The 18,832-nt window shown below is 74.0% G+C and carries 13 protein-coding genes; 6 read left to right on the top strand and 7 right to left on the bottom strand.

The genetic code is table 11. The annotated features are described in order from the left end of the window. Positions 1-77: 77 nt before the first annotated feature. On the top strand, positions 78-437 hold the full coding sequence (locus FHX32_RS22135) for an STAS domain-containing protein (protein WP_167186613.1): 360 nt from the start codon (positions 78-80) through the stop codon (positions 435-437). On the opposite strand, the gene FHX32_RS22140 is transcribed toward FHX32_RS22135, so the two are convergent. Further along, a complete protein-coding gene (locus FHX32_RS22140) occupies positions 351-1,328 on the bottom strand; it encodes a sigma-70 family RNA polymerase sigma factor (RefSeq protein WP_167186616.1) in 978 nt (325 codons plus the stop codon). The genes FHX32_RS22135 and FHX32_RS22140 overlap by 87 nt on opposite strands. A gap of 115 nt (positions 1,329-1,443) precedes the next feature. Between FHX32_RS22140 and FHX32_RS22145 the strand changes: the two genes are divergently transcribed. After that, positions 1,444-2,274, top strand: a complete 831-nt coding sequence (locus FHX32_RS22145) for an alpha/beta fold hydrolase (RefSeq protein WP_167186619.1) — start codon at positions 1,444-1,446, stop codon at positions 2,272-2,274. Positions 2,275-2,344: 70 nt separating this feature from the next. Here FHX32_RS22145 and FHX32_RS22150 read toward each other — a convergent pair whose 3' ends face one another. The 3 genes from FHX32_RS22150 to FHX32_RS22160 are packed head-to-tail and all read right to left on the bottom strand — an operon-like array spanning position 2,345 to position 5,189. After that, positions 2,345-3,454, bottom strand: coding sequence for an NAD(P)/FAD-dependent oxidoreductase (locus FHX32_RS22150; protein WP_167186622.1), 1,110 nt, complete (start codon positions 3,452-3,454; stop codon positions 2,345-2,347). Continuing rightward, positions 3,451-4,260, bottom strand: coding sequence for a hypothetical protein (locus FHX32_RS22155; protein WP_167186624.1), 810 nt, complete (start codon positions 4,258-4,260; stop codon positions 3,451-3,453). The genes FHX32_RS22150 and FHX32_RS22155 overlap by 4 nt, the downstream gene beginning before the upstream one ends. Beyond that, positions 4,257-5,189, bottom strand: a complete 933-nt coding sequence (locus FHX32_RS22160) for an ABC transporter ATP-binding protein (RefSeq protein ID WP_167186627.1) — start codon at positions 5,187-5,189, stop codon at positions 4,257-4,259. The genes FHX32_RS22155 and FHX32_RS22160 overlap by 4 nt, the downstream gene beginning before the upstream one ends. A 410-nt stretch (positions 5,190-5,599) precedes the next feature. On the opposite strand from FHX32_RS22160, the gene FHX32_RS22165 reads away from it, so the two are divergent. Together FHX32_RS22165 and FHX32_RS22170 are read left to right on the top strand one after the other, a co-directional pair. Beyond that, positions 5,600-11,065, top strand: coding sequence for an ATP-binding protein (locus tag FHX32_RS22165; protein WP_167186630.1), 5,466 nt, complete (start codon positions 5,600-5,602; stop codon positions 11,063-11,065). Positions 11,066-11,239: 174 nt separating this feature from the next. Continuing rightward, positions 11,240-13,489, top strand: coding sequence for a hypothetical protein (locus FHX32_RS22170; RefSeq protein ID WP_167186634.1), 2,250 nt, complete (start codon positions 11,240-11,242; stop codon positions 13,487-13,489). Between the two features lie 74 nt (positions 13,490-13,563). On the opposite strand, the gene FHX32_RS22175 is transcribed toward FHX32_RS22170, so the two are convergent. Next, positions 13,564-14,742 (bottom strand): low temperature requirement protein A, encoded by a 1,179-nt coding sequence (locus FHX32_RS22175; RefSeq protein WP_167186637.1) that lies wholly within the window; start codon positions 14,740-14,742, stop codon positions 13,564-13,566. 117 nt (positions 14,743-14,859) lie between these two features. Here FHX32_RS22175 and FHX32_RS22180 point away from each other — a divergent pair, with 117 nt between their 5' ends. Together FHX32_RS22180 and FHX32_RS22185 are read left to right on the top strand one after the other, a co-directional pair. Next, positions 14,860-15,840, top strand: coding sequence for a DUF2804 domain-containing protein (locus FHX32_RS22180; RefSeq protein WP_167186640.1), 981 nt, complete (start codon positions 14,860-14,862; stop codon positions 15,838-15,840). Between the two features lie 42 nt (positions 15,841-15,882). Then, positions 15,883-17,115 (top strand): MalY/PatB family protein, encoded by a 1,233-nt coding sequence (locus FHX32_RS22185; RefSeq protein WP_167186644.1) that lies wholly within the window; start codon positions 15,883-15,885, stop codon positions 17,113-17,115. A gap of 105 nt (positions 17,116-17,220) precedes the next feature. On the opposite strand, the gene FHX32_RS22190 is transcribed toward FHX32_RS22185, so the two are convergent. Together FHX32_RS22190 and FHX32_RS22195 are read right to left on the bottom strand one after the other, a co-directional pair. Then, positions 17,221-18,051 (bottom strand): hypothetical protein, encoded by an 831-nt coding sequence (locus FHX32_RS22190; RefSeq protein ID WP_167186647.1) that lies wholly within the window; start codon positions 18,049-18,051, stop codon positions 17,221-17,223. 32 nt (positions 18,052-18,083) lie between these two features. After that, positions 18,084-18,746, bottom strand: a complete 663-nt coding sequence (locus FHX32_RS22195; RefSeq protein ID WP_167186650.1) for a response regulator transcription factor — start codon at positions 18,744-18,746, stop codon at positions 18,084-18,086. Positions 18,747-18,832: the final 86 nt, after the last annotated feature.

An 18,832-nucleotide genomic window follows, 5' to 3' on the forward strand; every position in this document is an offset into this window, starting at 1 on the left:
CCGGCAGACCGGGCGGTCGCGCCGGACTCATCGGTGCGGCGCCGATGACTTTCCCGGCGTACGGCAGTCCTACCCGGGTGACGACCTCCACGATCCGCTTCGCCGTCGGTGGCACGTTGACCCGCGCGGACCTCGCCGTCCTCTGCACCGACCTGGCCGACGTGCTGCGGGGCCGGGATCGTGGCGTGGTGATCTGCGACGTGGCCGGCGTGGCCCGCCCCGACGTGGTCACCATCGAGGCGCTGGCCCGGCTGCAGGTGACCGCGCGGCGGCACGGTTGGCGACTCGTGGTCAGCGGCGCCGGCGCGGGCCTACGCGAGCTCGCCGGCCTGCTCGGCCTGACCGACGCGCTATTCGAGCCGGTCCGGCAGGCCGAACAGCGGGAACAGGCGGGCGGTGTCGAGGAAGTTGTTGACCCCGGCGATCCGCCCGGCTGAGAGTTCCAGCACGATCAGCGCCCAGGGGTCGTGCCCCGCGCCGTCGAGGCTGGGCCGGTACTGCCCGAACGCCGGCATGCCGTTCGCCACCACCGGCACCAGGCGGGACCCGCGGCAGCCACAGCCGGTGCCGGTCATCCAGGCGAGGATGTCGTCGTGGCCGCGCAGCCACAGCGGCAGCGGCGGCATCGACAGCGTCGCGTCCTCGTGCAGCAGCGAGGTGAGGGCTTCCAGGTCGTACGCTTCGAAGGCCCGCACGTACCGGGTGAGCAGCGACCGCTGCTCGTCGTCCATCGGCCGGTAGACGTCGGCGGTGACGTCGGCGGTCGCGAGGGTGGCTCGGGCCCGCTGGAGGGCGCTGTTGACGCTCGCCACCGAGGTGTCGAGCAGGGTGGCCACCTCCTGGGCCGACCAGGCCAGCACCTCGCGCAGGATCAGCACGGCCCGTTGCCGCGGCGGCAGGTGCTGCAGCGCCGCGACGAACGCCAACCGGACCGCCTCCCGCCCGGCGACCACCTCCGCCGGGTCGCTGCCCTCGGGCAGGACCCGACCGTCCGGCACCGGGCCCACCCAGATCTCGTCGGGGCGCGGCTCCCCCGGGTCGGTGGCCGCACCCGACCCGGCGGGACCGAGATCCATCGGCCGGACCCGACGCTGGGCGCTGGAGAGCATGGTCAGGCAGACGTTCGTCGCGATCCGGTACAGCCAGGTGCGCAGCGCCGCCCGCCCCTCGAAGCGGTCGAAGCCGCGCCAGGCCCGGACGAAGGTGTCCTGCACGGCGTCCTCGGCCTCGAAGGCGGAGCCCAGCATCCGGTAGCAGTAGCCGGTCAACTCCGACCGGTACTCCTCCAGGTGCGATCCGATCCCTGCGCTCGTCGCCACATCGCCCACCCGGACAACCTAGCGCCCCGCCGACAAATTCATCTCCCCCGCGCCGATGAGTCCGCGGTCCCGGCCCGGTCTACCGGGCGTAACTTCACCACGGACACCAGATGAGGAGAACGTCATGACCACCACGAAGTGGAGCGCCGAGACCACCACCGACGGCCAGTACGCCGACGTCAACGGGATCAACCTGTACTACGAGACGCACGGCACGGGACGCCCGATGATCCTGCTGCACGGCGGCCTCGGCTCGGGTGAGATGTTCGGGCCCATCCTGCCCACGCTGGCCGAGCGGCACCAGGTCATCGCGGTCGACCTGCAGGGGCACGGCCGTACCGCGGACATCGACCGGCCGCTGGACGTGACGCTGATGGCCGACGACGTCGCCGCCCTCATCGACCACCTCGGGCTGGAGAAGCCGGACGTCGTCGGCTACTCGCTCGGCGGCGGCGTGGCGCTGCAGGTCGCGATCCGCCATCCGGAGAAGGTGGGCCGGCTGGTCTCGGCGTCGGCGAACATCCGCCGCAGCGCCATCTACCCGGAGATGCTCCAGCAGCAGGGCCAGGTCACCGGGGCGGCCGCCGAGTTCATGAAGGACACCCCGATGTACGAGCTGTACCAGCGGGTCGCGCCGCGCCCCGAGGACTTCCCGCGCCTGCTGGACAAGATCGGTGAGGCGATGGCGAAGGACTTCGACTTCACCGAGGAGGTGCGCGGCCTGCGGGTGCCGACGCTGGTGGTCGCCGCCGACGCGGACATGGCGCCGCCGAGCCACTACGTCGAGGTGTTCAACCTGCTCGACGGCGGGCTGCGCGACGGCGGCTGGGCGGGCGAGGGCCGGCCGAAGGGCGGGCACGCACTGGCCATCCTGCCCGGGCTCACGCACTACGACATCTTCCTGTCCCCGCTCTTCGCCGCCGTGACGCTCGCCTTCCTGGACACGGCGAACTGAGACACCGACACAGTCGCCACGCCCGGCGGTCGCCTGGTCGACCTCCGGGCCGTCGGCGTTGCGCACGGAGTCAGGGGTCGGGAAAGGAGCCGTCGCCGAAGAGGATGCGGCCGGCGGCGGCCCGCCCGAGGGGCGTCCGCAGCAGCGTGAACGCCGCCGCCGCGACGGCGGGTGTACGCACCTGGGCCAGGCCCCGGCGCAGCGTCAGCCGGCCGCGGAAGCGGGCCCGCAGCGCGGCGCCGTCGTAGCGGGTCAACACGTCCGGCCGGCCGGTACGCAGGGCCTCGTCGAGGATGGCCGCCGCGAGTTCGGACAACCGCAGGCACGGGTCGAGGCCGCCGGCGGTGAGCGGCGAGACGGCACCCGCGGCGTCCCCCACCAGCAGCCCGTCGGCGCAGCTGATCCGGCGCAGCACGCCGCCGACCGGGATCGGGCCGCCGCGCCGCTCGACCTGCTCGGGGCGGTCGACGCCGGGCAGTCCGGGCGCCCCGGCCCGGAACCGCTGAAGGGCCCGCCGGAGACCGTCCGGGAAGCGGTCGGGGTAGCCGGCCACGCCGACGTGGGCGTGCCGGCCGTCGTTGACCACCCAGGCCAGATAACCGGGCGCGAGCGACGGGTCGAGCACGCAGTGGAATGCCGGTGGCTCGGCGCCGGCGGGGATCGCGAACACCTCCTCGGCACCGACCAGCAGGTGGTGGTTGCGGTCCAGGGCGAGGTCCCGGGCCACCCGGGAGCGGGCACCGTCGGCACCGACGACGAACCGCGCCCGGACCCGGGTCGGACCGTCCGGACCGACCAGCAGAACGGAGTCGCCCCGCCGTCCGGCGTACCGGGTACCGAGCACGATCCGCACGCCGGCGTCAGCGGCGGCGCGGGCCGCCGCCACGTACAGCGCGGCCATGTCGGCCACCCGGTACTCGTCGCGGGCACTGACCAGGGTCACCGGCCGACGCAGCCCCGGCGGGTAGAGCACCACGCGCCGGATGGGTGGCCCGAGGCACCCGGGCGGCAGCGCGAAGTCGTCGAGCGTACGCCGGACGAAGATCCCGGTCGTACGGATCGCGCCGGTGAGCGTGGATCGCCGTTCGACGAGCAGCACCTCGTGGCCGCTGCGGGCGAGCAGGGTGGCCGTGTGCAGCCCGGCCAGCCCGGCCCCGACCACCAGCACGTCCACGGTCATCGGTTCGCGTCGTCGCGCATCAGCCGCAGCCAACCGAGCAGCAGCACGCCGGCGGCCCAGGCCAGCAGGACGAGCACCGAGGACGTCGTCGTCATCCCCGGCACCCCGCGGAGCAGGAGGAACGCCGCGCCCCTCCCGGGCAGGACGTCGGCCAGCGCGGACATCCACTGGTAGCCGAACTGCGGCAGCAGCAGCGGCAGCACCAGCATCAGCAGGAACACCGCGACCAGGGCGCCGGCCGTGTTGCGCAGCAGGAAGCCGAGCCCGACGGCGAGGACGGTGCCGGCCGCGAGGACGAAGGCGACGGTGGCGAGCACCTCGACGCCGTCACCGACCGGCAGGCGGAGTACGGGCCGGGCGGCGGCGAAGGCGGCCAGGGCGGCGGCGAGCCCCAGCAGCACCCCGGCCCCGGTGGCCGCGCCGGCCGTGACGACGGTGCGGGCGAGGAAGAGGACGCCACGGCGGGGCGTCCACTGCAGGGTCGGCACGATCCCGCCGGTGGCGTACTCCGACGTGACAGCGGTCAGGGTGAGCGCGAGCAGGGCGAACTGGGCCGGCATGGCGGTGATCGCCGAAATGGTCCAGGCGGGATCCCCCTGCGGCGGATCGGGGCTCGCGGCGGCCTCCAAGCCGGCGATGGTGGCGATCCCGACCATCGGGGCGGCGGCCGCGGCCAGGAACCACCAGGTGGCCTTGACCGTCCACAGCCGGGTCCACTCGGCGGCGCAGGTACGCGCGAACAGGCGTCCGGTGGCGGGCTCGGCGGCCGCACCGCGCCGGACGGGAATGGTCGACGAAGCGGTCACCGCTCCCCCTCCGTGGCCGCCGTCGGCTGGCGGCCGTGGTACTCGACGTGGTTGCCGGTGAGTTCGAGGTAGGCGTGTTCGAGGGACTGCTGGACCTCGGCGAGGTGGTGCAGCGGGATGTGGCAGGAGTTGGCGAGCTTGCCGATCTCCACCGCGGTGCCGCCCTCGACCCGTAGCTCGTCCGGGTCGACCCGGTGGGCGGTGAGGCCGCGTTCGCGGAGCCGGGCGAGCAGCGCGTCCGACTGCGTGCTGCGGACGCGTACCTGGTGTTGTCCCAGGCCGCGCAGGATGTCCTCGGTGGTCGCGTCGGCGATCAGGCGACCGCGGCCGATGACGATCAGGCGGTCGGCGGTCTGCTGCATCTCGCTCAACAGGTGGCTGGAGACCAGCACGGTGCGCTGCTGGTCGGCGAGCTCGCGGAGCAGCCCGCGGACCCAGCGGATGCCGTCCAGGTCCAACCCGTTCATCGGCTCGTCGAACAGCAGCACGCGGGGGTCGGCGAGGAGCGCCGCGGCGATCCCGAGTCGCTGACGCATGCCCAGCGAGTAGCCCTTGATCCGCCGGCGGGCCGCGCCACCGAGGCCGACCTGCTCGATCACCTCCGCCACCCGGCGCTCCGGGATGCCGTTCGCCCGCGCGGCCACCCGGAGATGGTTGCGCCCGGTACGACCGGGGTGCACGGCGCCGGGGTCGAGGAGCGCACCGACCTCCCGCAGCGGTTCGCCGAGGGTCGCGAACACCCGGCCGTTCACGCGGGCCTCTCCGGAGGTGGGTCGGTCGAGGCCGAGCACCATCCGCATCGTGGTGGACTTCCCCGCACCGTTCGGGCCGAGGAACCCGGTGACCCTTCCCGGCTCGACCACGAAGCTCAGGTCGTCGACGGCCAGGACGTCGCCGTAGCGCTTCGTGAGCCCACGAACCTCGATCATCGGCGGCCTCCCCGCGAGGCCCGCGGGACCACTGCGGTGACGCCACCCTGCACTGCGATCATGCATCGACTATCACGTGCTACCTATCGAAAGTCAATAGATATCGGCCGCGAGTCAGGCGATTGGGCCGCGGGCCGCCCCGGCTCGACCGAGCGGGACGGCCGCTCGCACAGCCCGCCCCGCCAGCCGATGCCGCCCCGCCGGCGGCGCACGCTGGTCGTCGCCATTAGCACCAGTACGAGCCCGAAGTGTGGGCGCCAAAAAGTTTTGTTCGGTTCCTACAAACGGCGCCGCGCAGGGTTCGGTGGTTACGACATGGCGCGGCCCGCCGGCAGGCGGAAAGGTGACCAGTGCCGGGGGCCGGGGTCTCGCGGCGCGTACATCGTGGGTCTACCGGAGGGGTCGGTCGGGTGTTCAGCCGTGTCGCCATCGTCAACCGTGGTGAGGCCGCGATGCGGCTCATCCACGCCGTCCGGGAGCTGGCCGCGGAGACCGGGGACCGGATCGAGACGGTCGCCCTGTACACCGACGTCGACCGCACCGCCACGTTCGTGCGGGAGGCCGACATCGCCTACGACCTCGGTCCCGCGTCCACCCGCCCCTACCTGGACCTGAAGGTGCTGGAGCGCGCGCTGGTGGAGACCGGGGCCGACGCCGCGTGGGTCGGCTGGGGCTTCGTCGCGGAGGACCCGGCGTTCGCGGAGCTGTGCGAGAAGGTAGGGGTCACCTTCGTCGGGCCCAGCCCGGATGCGATGCGCAGGCTCGGTGACAAGATCGGCGCGAAGCTGATCGCCGAGGAGGTCGGCGTGCCGGTCGCGCCGTGGAGCCGCGGCGCGGTCGAGACCCTGGACGCCGCGCTGGCGGCGGCCGACGAGATCGGCTACCCGCTGATGCTCAAGGCGACCGCCGGCGGCGGCGGGCGTGGCATCCGCGTGGTCAGCAACTCCGCCGAGCTGGCCGACGCGTACGAGCGCACCAGCCAGGAGGCGGCGCGGGCGTTCGGCAGCGGCGTCGTGTTCCTGGAGCGCCTGGTCACCGGCGCCCGGCACGTCGAGGTGCAGGTCATCGCGGACGGCCAGGGCACGGCGTGGGCGCTCGGGGTCCGCGACTGCTCGGTGCAGCGGCGCAATCAGAAGGTCATCGAGGAGTCGGCGTCGCCGGTGCTCAGCCCGGCGCAGGCCGCCGAGCTCAAGGCGTCGGCCGAGCGGCTGGCCGTCGCGGTCGGCTACCGGGGCGCGGCGACCGTCGAGTTCCTCTACCACCCGGGCGACCGGCTGTTCGCGTTCCTCGAGGTCAACACCCGGCTCCAGGTCGAGCACCCGATCACCGAGGCGACCACCGGGTTCGACCTGGTCAAGGCGCAGCTGCAGGTGGCCGCGGGCGGACGGCTGGTGGGCGAGCCGCCGGCGGAGCGCGGGCACGCCATCGAGGCCCGGCTGAACGCCGAGGACCCGGACCGTGACTTCGCCCCCTCGCCGGGCCGGATCGCCCGGCTGGACCTGCCCGCCGGGCCGGGCATCCGGGTGGACACCGGCGTCAGCGAGGGCGACACCATCCCCGCCGACTTCGACTCGATGATCGCGAAGATCATCGCCTACGGCCGCGACCGCGACGAGGCGCTCGGCCGACTGCGCCGGGCGATGGCGAACACCACGGTGATCATCGAGGGTGGCGCGACGAACAAGAGCTTCGTGCTCGACCTGCTCGACCAGCCCGAGGTCATCGACGCGAGCGCGGACACCGGCTGGATCGACCGGGTCCGCGGCGCCGGCCGGCTCGTCGCGCACCGGCACTCCGCCGTCGCGCTGGCGGCCGCCGCCATCGAGGCGTACGAGGAGGAGGAACGCGTCGAGCGGCAGCGCCTGCTGTCGACGGCGTCCGGCGGGCGCCCGCAGGTGCGGCACGCCAGTGGCCCACCGCTCGACCTCAAGCTGCGAGGTGTCGGCTACCGGATGCGCGTGGCGCGGGTCGGCGCGCACCGGTTCCGGGTCGGCATCGAGGTGGGCGGGACCGTCCGCACCGCCGACGTCGAGCTCGACCGCTTCGACCGGCACACCGGTCAGATCGCGGTCAACGGCGCCCGGTACCGCCTGCTCACCGGGACGCACGGGCCGATCCACCTGGTCGAGGTGGACGGCGTGACGCACCGGGTCAGCCGGGACGAGGGCGGTGTGCTCCGCTCGCCCATGCCGGCGCTGGTCGTCGCCACCCCGCTGGAGGTCGGCACCGAGGTCGAGGCGGGCGCGCCGGTGCTCGTGCTCGAGGCCATGAAGATGGAGACGGTGCTGCGGGCGCCGTTCAAGGCGCGGCTGAAGGAGTGCGCCGTCTCCGTGGGCAGCCAGGTGGAGGCCGGCGCGCCGCTGCTGCGGCTGGAGCCGCTGGCCGAGGCGGCCGACGAGGCCCCGGACACCCCGGCCGTCGCGTCCGTCGAACTGGACCTGCCCGTCGCGAACGGTGCGGTGCCGGCGCGGCAGCGTGCCGCCCGGGGCCGGGAGGACCTGCGCGGGCTGCTGCTCGGCTTCGACGTCGACCCGCACGACGACCGTCGGGTGCTCGACGACTACCTCGCCGCCCGACAGGCGGAGATGGCGGACGGCCACCGCCCGCTGGCCGAGGAACTCGACCTCGTCGCCGCCTTCGTCGACCTCGCCGAGCTGAGCCGCAACCGGTCCACGGGCGAGGACGGCGGCGGGGAGGCCCACGTGCACAGCGCCCGCGAGTACTTCCACACCTACCTGCAGAGCCTCGACGTCGAGCGGGCCGGACTGCCGAGTTCCTTCCAGTCCAGGCTCGCCAAGGCGCTCGGGCACTACGGTGTCACCGACCTGGAGCGCTCCCCCGAGCTGGAAGCCGCCGTGTTCCGGATCTTCCTCGCCCAGCAGCGCGCGTCCGCCGACGCCACGGTCGTCGCGGCGCTGCTGCGGGCGTGGTTGCGGGAGTCGCCGCCGGACGAGACGCTGCGCGAGCCGGCGGGCCTCGCGCTGGAGCGGCTGGTCGCCGCCACGCAGGTCCGTTTCCCCGTGGTCGCCGACCTGGCCCGCGGCGTGGTGTTCGCCTGGTTCGCCCAGCCGCTGCTGCGCCGCAACCGGGCCCGCGTCTACGCCCAGGTCCGCGGGCACCTGCGGCACCTGGACGCGCACCCGGACACGCCGGACCGCGCCGAGCGGGTCGCCGAGATGGTCCGCAGCACCGAGCCGCTGGTGCGGCTGCTCGGCCAGCGACTGGTACGCGACCACCTCGACAACGCGGTGATGCTCGAGGTGCTGACCCGGCGCTACTACGGCAACAAGGGGCTGACCAGCGTCGACACCCATCGGGTCGCCGGCTGCACGTTCGTGGTCGCCGAGCGCGCCGACTCGTGCGTGGTCTCCGCCGCGGTGCGCTTCGACGCGCTCGGCGGCGCGCTGCGCGGGCTCGCCGAGTTGGCCGACGGCAGGGACGCCGTGGACGCCGACATCTACCTCGCCTGGGAGAGCCAGCCCGAGGACTTCGACGCGACGGTGGCCGCGCTGCTCGAGGTCATCAACGCGCACCCGCTGCCGCCGCGGGTCCGCCGGCTCACCACCACCGTCGCGGGCCGGGACGGGGCGGTGATGCACCACCACTTCACGTTCCGCCCGTCGGCCGCCGGGATGGCCGAGGAGCGGCTGATCCGCGGCCTGCACCCGTACATCGCCCAGCGGATGCAGCTGGAGCGGCTGCACAAGTTCGACCTGACCCGGCTGCCGTCCGCGGACGAGGAGGTCTACCTCTTCCGGTGCGTGGCGCGGGAGAACCCGTCCGACGAGCGGCTCATCGCGTTCGCGCAGGTGCGCGACCTGACCGAGCTGCGCGAGCACGACGGCCGGCTGGTCGCGCTGCCGACGACCGAGGACACCGTCGCCGCCTGCCTCGACTCGATCCGCCGCGCGCAGTCGCGACGGTCGTCGAAGACGCGGTTCAACACGAACCGGATCGTGATCTACGTCTGGCCGCCGAGCGAGCTCACCCGCGAGGAGATGGAGATGATCGCCGGGCGGGTGCGCCCGACGACCGCGGGCGCCGGCCTGGAGGAGATCCTGTTCGTCGCGCGCCAGCGCGACCGGACGACCGGCGAGCTGACCAAGGTCGCCGTACGGATCTCCTTCGACGCCACCGGCGGCGCCTCGCTGACCATCGGCGAGCCGCCGGTCGAGCCGATCGAGCCGATCGACGACTACCGGCTGAAGGTGCTGCGGGCGGCCAGCCGCAACACGGTGTACCCGTACGAGCTGACCAGCCTGCTCGGCGACTTCGTCGAGCACGACCTCGACGACCACCACGCGCTGGTGCCGGTCGACCGGCCCCGGGGGCGCAACACGGCGGCGATCGTCGCCGGCGTGGTCACCACGCCGACCCCGCGGCACCCGCAGGGCGTCACCCGCGTCGTGCTGCTCGGCGACCCGACGAAGTCGCTGGGCGCGCTCTCGGAGCCGGAGTGCCGCCGGGTGATCGCCGCGCTGGACCTGGCCGAGCGGATGCGGGTGCCGCTGGAGTGGTACGCGCTCTCCGCCGGCGCCCGGATCTCGATGACGTCCGGCACGGAGAACATGGACTGGGTGGCCGCGGCGCTCAAGCGGATCGTCGAGTTCACCCAGGACGGCGGCGAGATCAACATCGTGGTCGCGGGCATCAACGTCGGCGCGCAGCCGTACTGGAACGCCGAGGCGACGATGCTCATGCACACCAGGGGCATCCTGGTGATGACGCCGGACTCGGCGATGGTGCTCACCGGCAAGCAGTCGCTGGACTTCTCCGGTGGCGTCTCGGCCGAGGACAACTTCGGCATCGGCGGCTACGACCGGGTGATGGGCCCCAACGGGCAGGCGCAGTACTGGGCGCCGAGCCTGCCCGCCGCGCGGGACGTGCTGATGGCGCACTACGACCACACGTACGTCGCGCCCGGCGAGGACGCGCCGCGGCGGGCGACCACCACCGACCCCACCGACCGGGACATCTCCGACTTCCCGCATGCCGTGGCCGGCAGTGACTTCACCACCGTCGGCGAGATCTTCTCCGCCACCGCCAACCCGGACCGCAAGAAGCCGTTCGACATCCGGACCGTGATGCGGGCGCTCGCCGACCAGGACCACCCGGTGCTGGAACGCTGGGCCGGCATGGCCGACGCGGAGACCGCGGTGGTGCAGGACGTGCACCTCGGCGGCATCCCGGTGTGCCTGCTCGGCATCGAGTCGCGGTCGGTGCCCCGGCGGGGCTTCCCGCCCACCGACGGCCCGGACACCTACACCGCCGGCACGCTGTTTCCGCGCTCGTCGAAGAAGGCCGCTCGGGCGATCAACGCGGCCAGCGGCAACCGGCCGCTGGTGGTGCTGGCGAACCTGTCGGGCTTCGACGGCTCGCCGGAGTCGATGCGCAAGCTGCAACTGGAGTACGGCGCCGAGATCGGTCGCGCGATCGTGAACTTCCGCGGGCCCATCGTGTTCTGCGTGATCTCGCGGTACCACGGCGGGGCGTTTGTGGTGTTCTCGAAGGCGCTGAACCCGAACATGACCGTGCTGGCCCTGGAGGGCTCGTTCGCGTCGGTGCTCGGCGGCGCGCCCGCCGCCGCTGTGGTGTTCTCCGGCGACGTCGACGCCCGTACCGCGGCCGACCCGCGGGTGCGGGACCTGGAGGCCCGCGCCGCGGCCGCCATCGGGGCCGACCGGGCCGCGCTGACCGCCGAGCTCGACGAGCTCCGGGCGTCGGTGCGGGCGGAGAAGCTCGGCGAGGTGGCCACCGAGTTCGACCGGGTGCACAGCATCCAGCGCGCGGTCGAGGTCGGCTCCGTCGACGCGGTCATCCGGGCGGCCGAACTCCGTCCGCGCGTCATCGAGGCCATCGAGGCGCACCTGCGGTAGCCCGCCGGGCGGCGGACGTCGGGCGGGCCCGCTCCCCCGGCCACCGGCCGGGCGGCAGCCGTCCCGGTGTCCGACGGTTGAGCCCGGCCGGGTGGGGTAGACCGCCGCGACTGGCGGGGCGGTCCCCGGCCGGGTTCGCCCGGTTCGTGACCGCCGGGACGGCGCGGGGGGCCGATGTCGGACGGGTCAGCGCGGTGGGGCGGGGCGGGGACGCCCGACGACGTGGTGGAGTTGCGGGTGCACGGGGCCGCCAGCGCCAGCGCCGGCGAGGTGCTGGACCTGCCGCGGATCGCGCAGGTCGCGGGCGACCGCAGCGGGGGCTTCTACCGGATTCGCCGGTGTTCGGGCAGCGACGACGGTTGGCCGGTGACGCTGGAGGCGTACCGCTGGGGTGATCTGCCCTCGGGGACCATGGCGCGCTCCCTGTCGCTGGTGTTTCTGCTGCCGTTCATGCTGGTCAACGTGGCGATCTGGATGCGTCCGGCGCATCCGGGCTCGGACGCGGTGGTCCGGTCGCTGTGCCGGCTGCTGGCGCTCACCCTCACCGCGCTGTACGTGCTGGCCGCCGCCGGCGTCGCGCTGGACCTGATCGGGTGGAAGTGCCTGGCCTCGGCGCCCTGCGTGGCCGGGCGCGGTTGGCTGTCCTGGTTGGGTGGGCGTCCGGTCGGGCTGCGACTGGCGGTGCTCACGCTGGTTCCGGTCGCCGCGATCGGCCTGCTCTGGCGGGCCAGTACCCGCCCGGGGCGGGTGTTTGAGGCGTTCCGCGCACCCGAGCCGCAGGTCTCCCGGCACCGGCTCAGCGCGGTCGGCCAGTGGGACGCCGAGCCGCTGGTGGGCCGGCTGCGCTCCATCCACGTCGCGGCGGCGTTCGCGACACTGGACGTCACCCTGCTCGCCGCCCGGGTCTCGGCCGGGGCGTCGGCCGGCACGGTCGCGCTGACGGTCGCCGCCGGGACGGTCCTGGCCGCGTGCGCGGTCCTGCTCTGCACGCCCCCGCTGATCGACCGGGCCGCCACGGACCGGCGGTTGGACCGGGTCACCCGCACCTTGCGGACGATCGCCCTCGTCCTCACCGTCGTGGTGACGGCCCACGTCCTGGCCAGCCCGGCGCGCTGGCCCGCGGGGGGTGTCCTACCGGGCTACGACTCGATCCTCACCGCCCTGTTCGTCACCCAGACGACCCTGCTGTCCGCGCTCGGCGCCGTGCTGCTCCGGGGCCGGGTACGCCAGCCGGCGGGCACGCCGCTGTACGGGCTGGGGGCGCTGGCGGTCGGAGCCACGGCGATCAGCCTGGCGGTGGCGTACTCCGCCGAGCTGGTCTACCGGGTTGCGGACTTCCTGGACCGCGACGCGCCGACCGGGGCGGGCATCGCCAGCGGCCCGCCGCGGGCGTACACCTGGGCGATCTACGGTCTGTTCCGGGCGGTACTGGTCACGCTGGTGGTCGCGGCCCTGGTGGTGCTGATCTCGCGGCGCGGCCGCCACCGCGCCGCGACGGCGATCGTCGCGCACGACTACCCGGACCCGCCGGCGGAGGCAGCGCCGCGCCTGCACCAGGTACGCGCGGCGGTGGCCCAGGCCCGGTTCACCGAACTGCTGATCCCGCTGGCCGTGGTCTACGCCTGCCTCGCCGGGCTCGGCACGGCCACCACCACCATGGGTCTGCTGGAGCTGTATCCGGCCGGCGCCCTGGAGCGCTACGTGGGGGTGCCGGCCGACCTGATCACCTTCGCCATCGCGTTCGGGAGCTGGGTGATCGCGGCGATCATCCTGGCCCTGGTGGTCGGCGGCATCTTCGCCTACCGGACCGTCGAATTCCGGCGCCACATCGGCGTCCTGTGGGACCTGGGCACGTTCTGGCCGCGGGCCGCCCACCCGTTCGCGCCGCCCTGCTACGCCGAACGCGCCGTGCCGGAGCTGACCCGGCGGATCACGTACCTGGTCGGACGCGGCAACGCGGTGCTGCTCACCGGGCACAGCTACGGTTCGGTGCTGGCCGCCGCGACGGTGCTCCAGCTGCCGCCCCGGGTCAGCAGCCGGGTCGCCCTGCTCACCCACGCGTCACCGCTGCGCCGGATCCACGGTCGGATCTTCCCCGCCTACATCGACGATGACGTGCTGCACGAGGTCGGCGCCCGGGTCGGCTGGCGGTGGGTGAACCTGTGGCGCGACACCGACCCGATCGGCGGCTGGATCTTCTCCGCGCACCGGCCCGCCGCGCCGGCCCTCGTCGGCCCGGCGGCGACCGTGGACCGCCGGCTCCGGGATCCCGCCGACGTGGTGACGCCACCGGGTGACAGCGTCCCACCGCCGATCCAGGGACACCGGGCCTGCGAGTCCGACCAGCGCTTCGTCGAGGCGGTGCGGGAGCTCGTCGAGCGCCTGCGCACGCGGACGGAGCCAGGGCCGCCGCGGGCCGACTAGCGGGTCCGCCGTCCGGTCTGCCGGGTCGGGCACGCCGCTGGCCCGCCCCTTCCCACCGCCGCCGGTGGTCGCGGTCAGGTTGGTGGCGACGGCACCTCTGGTGGGCGGCCCCGGGCGCGGGCCACGTCGGCGACGGCCACGCCGGCGAGTACGACGGTGGCCGCGACGGCGGACGGCAACGGCGGCAGGTGGCGCATCGCCGGGATCAGCGCGACCGCCGCGAGCAGCCCGATCAACCGCCCGCGGGACAGGCGGGCGAAGACGGTGTACTCGAAGGCGGCCCGCCCGGCGAGGAACAGCGCGGGACCGCCGAGCAGCACGGCGACCCAGGCCGGCTCGCCGTGTCCGAGTGGGTGGGCGATGACGAGTTCCGCGCCGACCGCGGTGAACACGGTGCCGGCCACCATGGCCAGGTGGGTGTACGACACCGACCGGGCGAGGCGGGCACGGTCCGGGGCCGCGTCGATGGCGGCGGAGAGCAGCTCCCCCGCGCGGTGGATGTAGATCCGCCACAGCAGCACGGTGGTGGTGATCGACACGAGGAAGGCGACGGTGCCGTAGGCGGTGAAGCCGGTGCCGCGCAGCGTCAGTCCGGTCACCAGGATCAACTCGCCGAGCGCGATGATGAAGAACTGCCGGTACCGTTCGGCCAGGTGCTCGGCCACGCTCGGGAGCTGCGCGATGGGCGTGCGGCCGATTCCGGGGGTGGGATGGCGAAGGGCGTACGCGGCGTAGTCCAGGCCCACCGCCGACGTCCACAGGATCCCCCGTGCCGTACCGGGCGCCAGTGCCCCCGCGAGCCACGGCAGCGCGGACACGCCGAACCAGAACAGCCCGCGCAGGGCCGTACGCCGCAGCTCGTGACCCCGCAGCACGACCACGAGGAAGAGCTCGCGGCCGATGTGGATGGCCACGTACGCGCCCGCGAAGACCAGACCCTGCCCGCCGAACGCGTCCGGCAGCGCGACCGCCATCGCCAGGACGCCGATCATGATCGCGATGGCCAGCGCCTGGATCTCCGGCCGCTGCGGGTCGAACAACTCGGTGACCCAGGCCGTGGTGAACCAGACCCACCACGTGGCCAGCAGCAGCACCAGTGTGTGGAGGGCACCGCTGAAGGAGAGGTCCGTCAGCAGCGCGTACGACAGTTGCGCGAGGGCGAAGACGAACGCCAGATCGAAGAAGAGTTCCAGGTAGGTGGCCCGGGGATCCCCATGCCCGCGCAACAGCCCGCCCACCCTGCCGGTCGTCATAGGCTCGCCTGTTCTGCCGGACTTGTACCAGCTGAAGCAGTCATATCACGCCTGACCACCTCCCCACGCCGAGCGGAAGGAACGGGAGGGCCCGGCCAGCCGGATACCCTCGCCGTCGTGACGCACGAAAGGGAGATCACCGAGCCGGTCGACCTGTGCCTGCCGAACGGACGGCTCAATCCCGCCGCGGTGGGCTGGAGCCGCCGCCCGGTGCACCGGGCGAACCTGCGTGGCTGGGGCCGCACCAAGCGCTGGGAGTACTGGGGCATCGTCACCCCGAGCCACATCGTCGGCCTGGTCGCCTCGTCGCTGGACTACGCCGGCGTGCACGGCCTCTACGTGCTCGACCGGGCCACCAAGGTCGAGATCGACCGGAACGCGGTGGTCCCCTTTGCCCGGGGCACGCACTTCCCGCCGGTCAGCGGGGCGGGCGCGGTACGGGCCGGCGGCGGAGGGCTCTCCGTCGACATCGACCAGGAGGCGTCGGGCACCACGCTCCGCGCCACCGCCCCCGGTCTGGAGGTCGATCTGGTGGTGCCGCTGCCGCCGGGGCACGAGTCGCTCGCCGTGGTGGTGCCCTGGAGCACCCGCCGGTTCCAGTACACCGTCAAGGACGTCGGCCGCCCGGTACGCGGCACGCTGCGGGTGGACGGGGTGGACCATCCGGTCGCCGAGGCGGACTCCTTCGCCGTGCTCGACCACGGCCGCGGCCGGTGGCCGTACGCGATCCGGTGGAACTGGGCCGCCGGCAGCGCCCCGGGGCGGGCGATCCAGCTCGGCGGCAAGTGGACCGACGGCACCGGCTCGACCGAGAACGGCCTCTTCGTCGACGGCCGGCTGCACAAGATCGGCGACGAGCTGCGCTGGGAGTACGACCGCACCGACTGGCTGCGGCCGTGGCGGATCAGCGGCGAGCGGGTGGCGGTGGAGTTCCACCCGTTCCACGAGAAGATCGCCCGGACCAACCTCGGAGTGCTCGCCAACGAGACGCACCAGTGCTTCGGGCACTTCAGCGGCTGGGCGGCGACCGACGACGGCGAGCGGGTCGACCTGGCCGGCCTGGTCGGCTGGGCCGAGGAGGCGCGCAACCGCTGGTAGCGTCCGGCACCGGCGGTCGGCACAGGGCCTAGGGTGGGCGGCATGGCAAGCCCCCTCGACGGCGCCCCGGCGCAGAATCCGCTCACCGTGCTGACGCTGGCGGAACTCCGGCAGCGCACCAGCGTGAAATGGCGCATGCACCCGCCGGACGTCCTTCCGCTCTGGGTGGCCGAGATGGACGTGCCGCTCGCTCCCGTGGTGGCGGACGCGCTGCGCAGGGCGATCGACCTCGGCGACACCGGCTACCCGCACGGGACCGGGTACGCCGAGGCGCTCGGCGAGTTCGCCGCCGAGCGCTGGGGCTGGCACGACTTCCGGGTCGACCGCACCACTGTCGTCCCGGACGTGATGATGGGCATCGTCGAGGTGTTCCGGCTGGTCACCGGCCCGGGCGACGCGGTGGTGGTCTGCTCCCCCGTCTACCCGCCCTTCTACGCGTTCGTCGGCCACGCCGACCGGCGGGTGATCGAGGCCCCGCTCGGACCGGACCTGCGGCTGGACCTCGCCGCCCTCGACGAGGCGTTCCGCCGCGCGCGGACGTACGGTCGCCGGCCGGCGTTCCTGCTGTGCAACCCGCACAACCCGACCGGCGTGGTGCACCGCCGGGACGAACTCGAAGCCGTCGCCGACCTGGCCGACCGGCACGGCGTACGGGTGATCTCCGACGAGATCCACGCTCCGCTGGTGCTGTCCGGGGCGCGGTTCACCCCGTACCTCACGGTGGCCGGCGCCGAGAACGCGTTCGCCCTGACCTCCGCCTCGAAGGCGTGGAACCTCGCCGGCCTCAAGGCGGCGCTCGCGGTCGCCGGGCCGCGGGCCGCCGCCGACCTGGACCGGATGCCGGAGGAGGTCGGCCACGGCCCCAGCCACCTCGGCATCCTCGCGCACACCGCCGCGTTCCGCGACGGCGGCCGGTGGCTCGACCTCCTGCTGGACGGCCTCGACGCCAACCGGACGCTGCTGGAGACGCTGCTGGCGAAGCACCTGCCGTCCGTCGGCTACCGCCGCCCCGAGGGCACCTACCTCGCCTGGCTCGACTGCACCGGCCTGGGCATCGCCACCGAGCGGCCGGCCGGCGAACCCGGGGTGGCCAGCGACCTCGCCGGGCCGGCGCGGATGTTCCTCGACCGGGCCCGGGTCGCGCTCAGTTCCGGGCACGTCTTCGGCACCGGCGGCACCGGGTTCGTCCGGCTCAACTTCGCCACCTCACCCGCGGTGCTCACCGAGGCGGTCACCCGCCTGGGCCGGGCCGTCGGCGCCCAGCAGGCGCCGTAGCGGAGTGGCCCGTGTCGACCGGTCATCCGGGCCCGCGGGCGGCGGCAGCCCCGACGCCGCGCACACCGCGCACACCGCGCGACCGTGCACCGGCGGCCCGGACGCTCAAGCCGGCGGCAGGAGTTCCCCCGCGCCGGAGCCCGGCAGGTGGGTGCAGTACGCGACCGTGGCGTCGTCCGGCGCATCGGGGCCGGCGGCGGCCCGGGCCTCGGCCCGGCGGACCCGGCGGACGACCTCGGCCGGCCCGCCGACGCGGAGCAGTTCCAGTACGCCGGGCCAGTCCGTCAGGCGGTACGGGCTGACGATGCGGCTGGCGCCGTTGCTGAGCAGGGCCACACCGGCCAGCTCGGCGAGGGGCCGGCTGCCGGTCACCGCCTCCTCGGCCGCGCGGGGATCGTCCTTGGCGATCCAGTAGCCGCCCGGCTGGTTCCGGCGGGCCCGCAGCGCCTGCCGGCAGCAGTCGAGGATGCGGTCGTACTCCGGTGTTCCGCCCGGAACGCCGTCCAGGGGCGCCGCGCAGACGCGCCTGGCGGTTACCTCGCGCTCGTCGGTGAGGACCTGCGGGCCCCCACGGACCGGGTCGAGGACGAGGAAGGTGTCCGCGAGCAGCAGATGGTCCAGCCGGCCCCGGTGGGCGCGGACGATCGCCACGGTCGCCTGCGGGCTGCTCGGGTCGGAGAGGTCGCAGGTGTGCCGGTGATCCTCGGCCGTCTCGGCGATCGCCGCGGCGAGGATCGTCGTGAGAGTCCCCCCGTCGTCCCGCGACAGCCGGCCGAGCAGCGCGCCGCCGAGGCGGTGGGTGTACCAGGCGACCCCGTGGCGGCAGATCGACTCGGTGCCCGGGATGCCGGCACCGTCCAGCAGCACGACAGCGCCGGGGACGGCGCCGACGAAGTCCTCGTTCGGTCGGCCGGCCCTACCGGCGCCGGTCGCCATGCTGACGCGCACTGTCGCCCCCACGGGTCGCGTCACCGGCGGCGGGGCGTGATCAGCCCCGACTCGTACGCCCAGACGACCAGCTGGGCACGGTCGCGGCAGTGCAGCTTGGTCATCGCCCGGTTGACGTGGGTCTTGGCGGTCAACGGACTGATCACCATGCGCTCGGCGATCTCGTCGTTGCTCAGCCCCCGGGCGACCAGCTCGACGATCTCCTGCTCCCGGGCGGTCAGCACGTCGCGCCCGGCCGCCGGGTCGGCCGGCGGTGGGCCGGCGACGAACTCGCTGATGAGGGTACGCGTGACCGCCGGGGCGAGCAGCGCGTCGCCGCGCGCCACGACGTCGATGGCCTGCAACAGGTCGGCGGGGTCGGCGTCCTTGAGGAGGAACCCGCTGGCGCCCGCGCGGAGCGCGGCGAAGACGTACGAGTCGAGCCCGTAGTTGGTGAGGATCAGGACGCGGACCGCGGCGAGGTCGGGAGCGGCGGCGATCCGCCGGGTGGCCTCGATGCCGTCGAGTCCCGGCATCTGCACGTCCATCAGCACCACGTCCGGCCGCAGGCGTCGGGACAGCTCGACGGCCGCGGCGCCGTCCGCGGCCTCGCCGACGACCTCCAGGTCGTCCTCCGCGTCGAGCAGCGCCCGGAATCCGGCCCGCATCAGCGCCTGGTCGTCGACCAGCAGCACCCGGATCATGCCGGCTCCTCCCTCCGGTCGGAGCCGCCACGATCCGTGACGGACTGAGCTGGCCAGACCTCACGCAAGCGCTCGGTCATGCCGGC

This window comes from Micromonospora sp. CNZ280, from assembly GCF_011759515.1.

Bases quoted from the DNA above. Each gene is read 5' to 3' on its own strand.
- FHX32_RS22175 (WP_167186637.1), bottom strand. From the start codon at position 14,742: ATGACGACCGGCAGGGTGGGCGGGCTGTTGCGCGGGCATGGGGATCCC.
- FHX32_RS22145 (WP_167186619.1), top strand. From the start codon at position 1,444: ATGACCACCACGAAGTGGAGCGCCGAGACCACCACCGACGGCCAGTAC.
- FHX32_RS22170 (WP_167186634.1), top strand. From the start codon at position 11,240: ATGTCGGACGGGTCAGCGCGGTGGGGCGGGGCGGGGACGCCCGACGAC.
- FHX32_RS22160 (WP_167186627.1), bottom strand. From the start codon at position 5,189: ATGATCGAGGTTCGTGGGCTCACGAAGCGCTACGGCGACGTCCTGGCC.
- FHX32_RS22185 (WP_167186644.1), top strand. From the start codon at position 15,883: ATGGCAAGCCCCCTCGACGGCGCCCCGGCGCAGAATCCGCTCACCGTG.
- FHX32_RS22190 (WP_167186647.1), bottom strand. From the start codon at position 18,051: ATGGCGACCGGCGCCGGTAGGGCCGGCCGACCGAACGAGGACTTCGTC.
- FHX32_RS22195 (WP_167186650.1), bottom strand. From the start codon at position 18,746: ATGATCCGGGTGCTGCTGGTCGACGACCAGGCGCTGATGCGGGCCGGA.
- FHX32_RS22150 (WP_167186622.1), bottom strand. From the start codon at position 3,454: ATGACCGTGGACGTGCTGGTGGTCGGGGCCGGGCTGGCCGGGCTGCAC.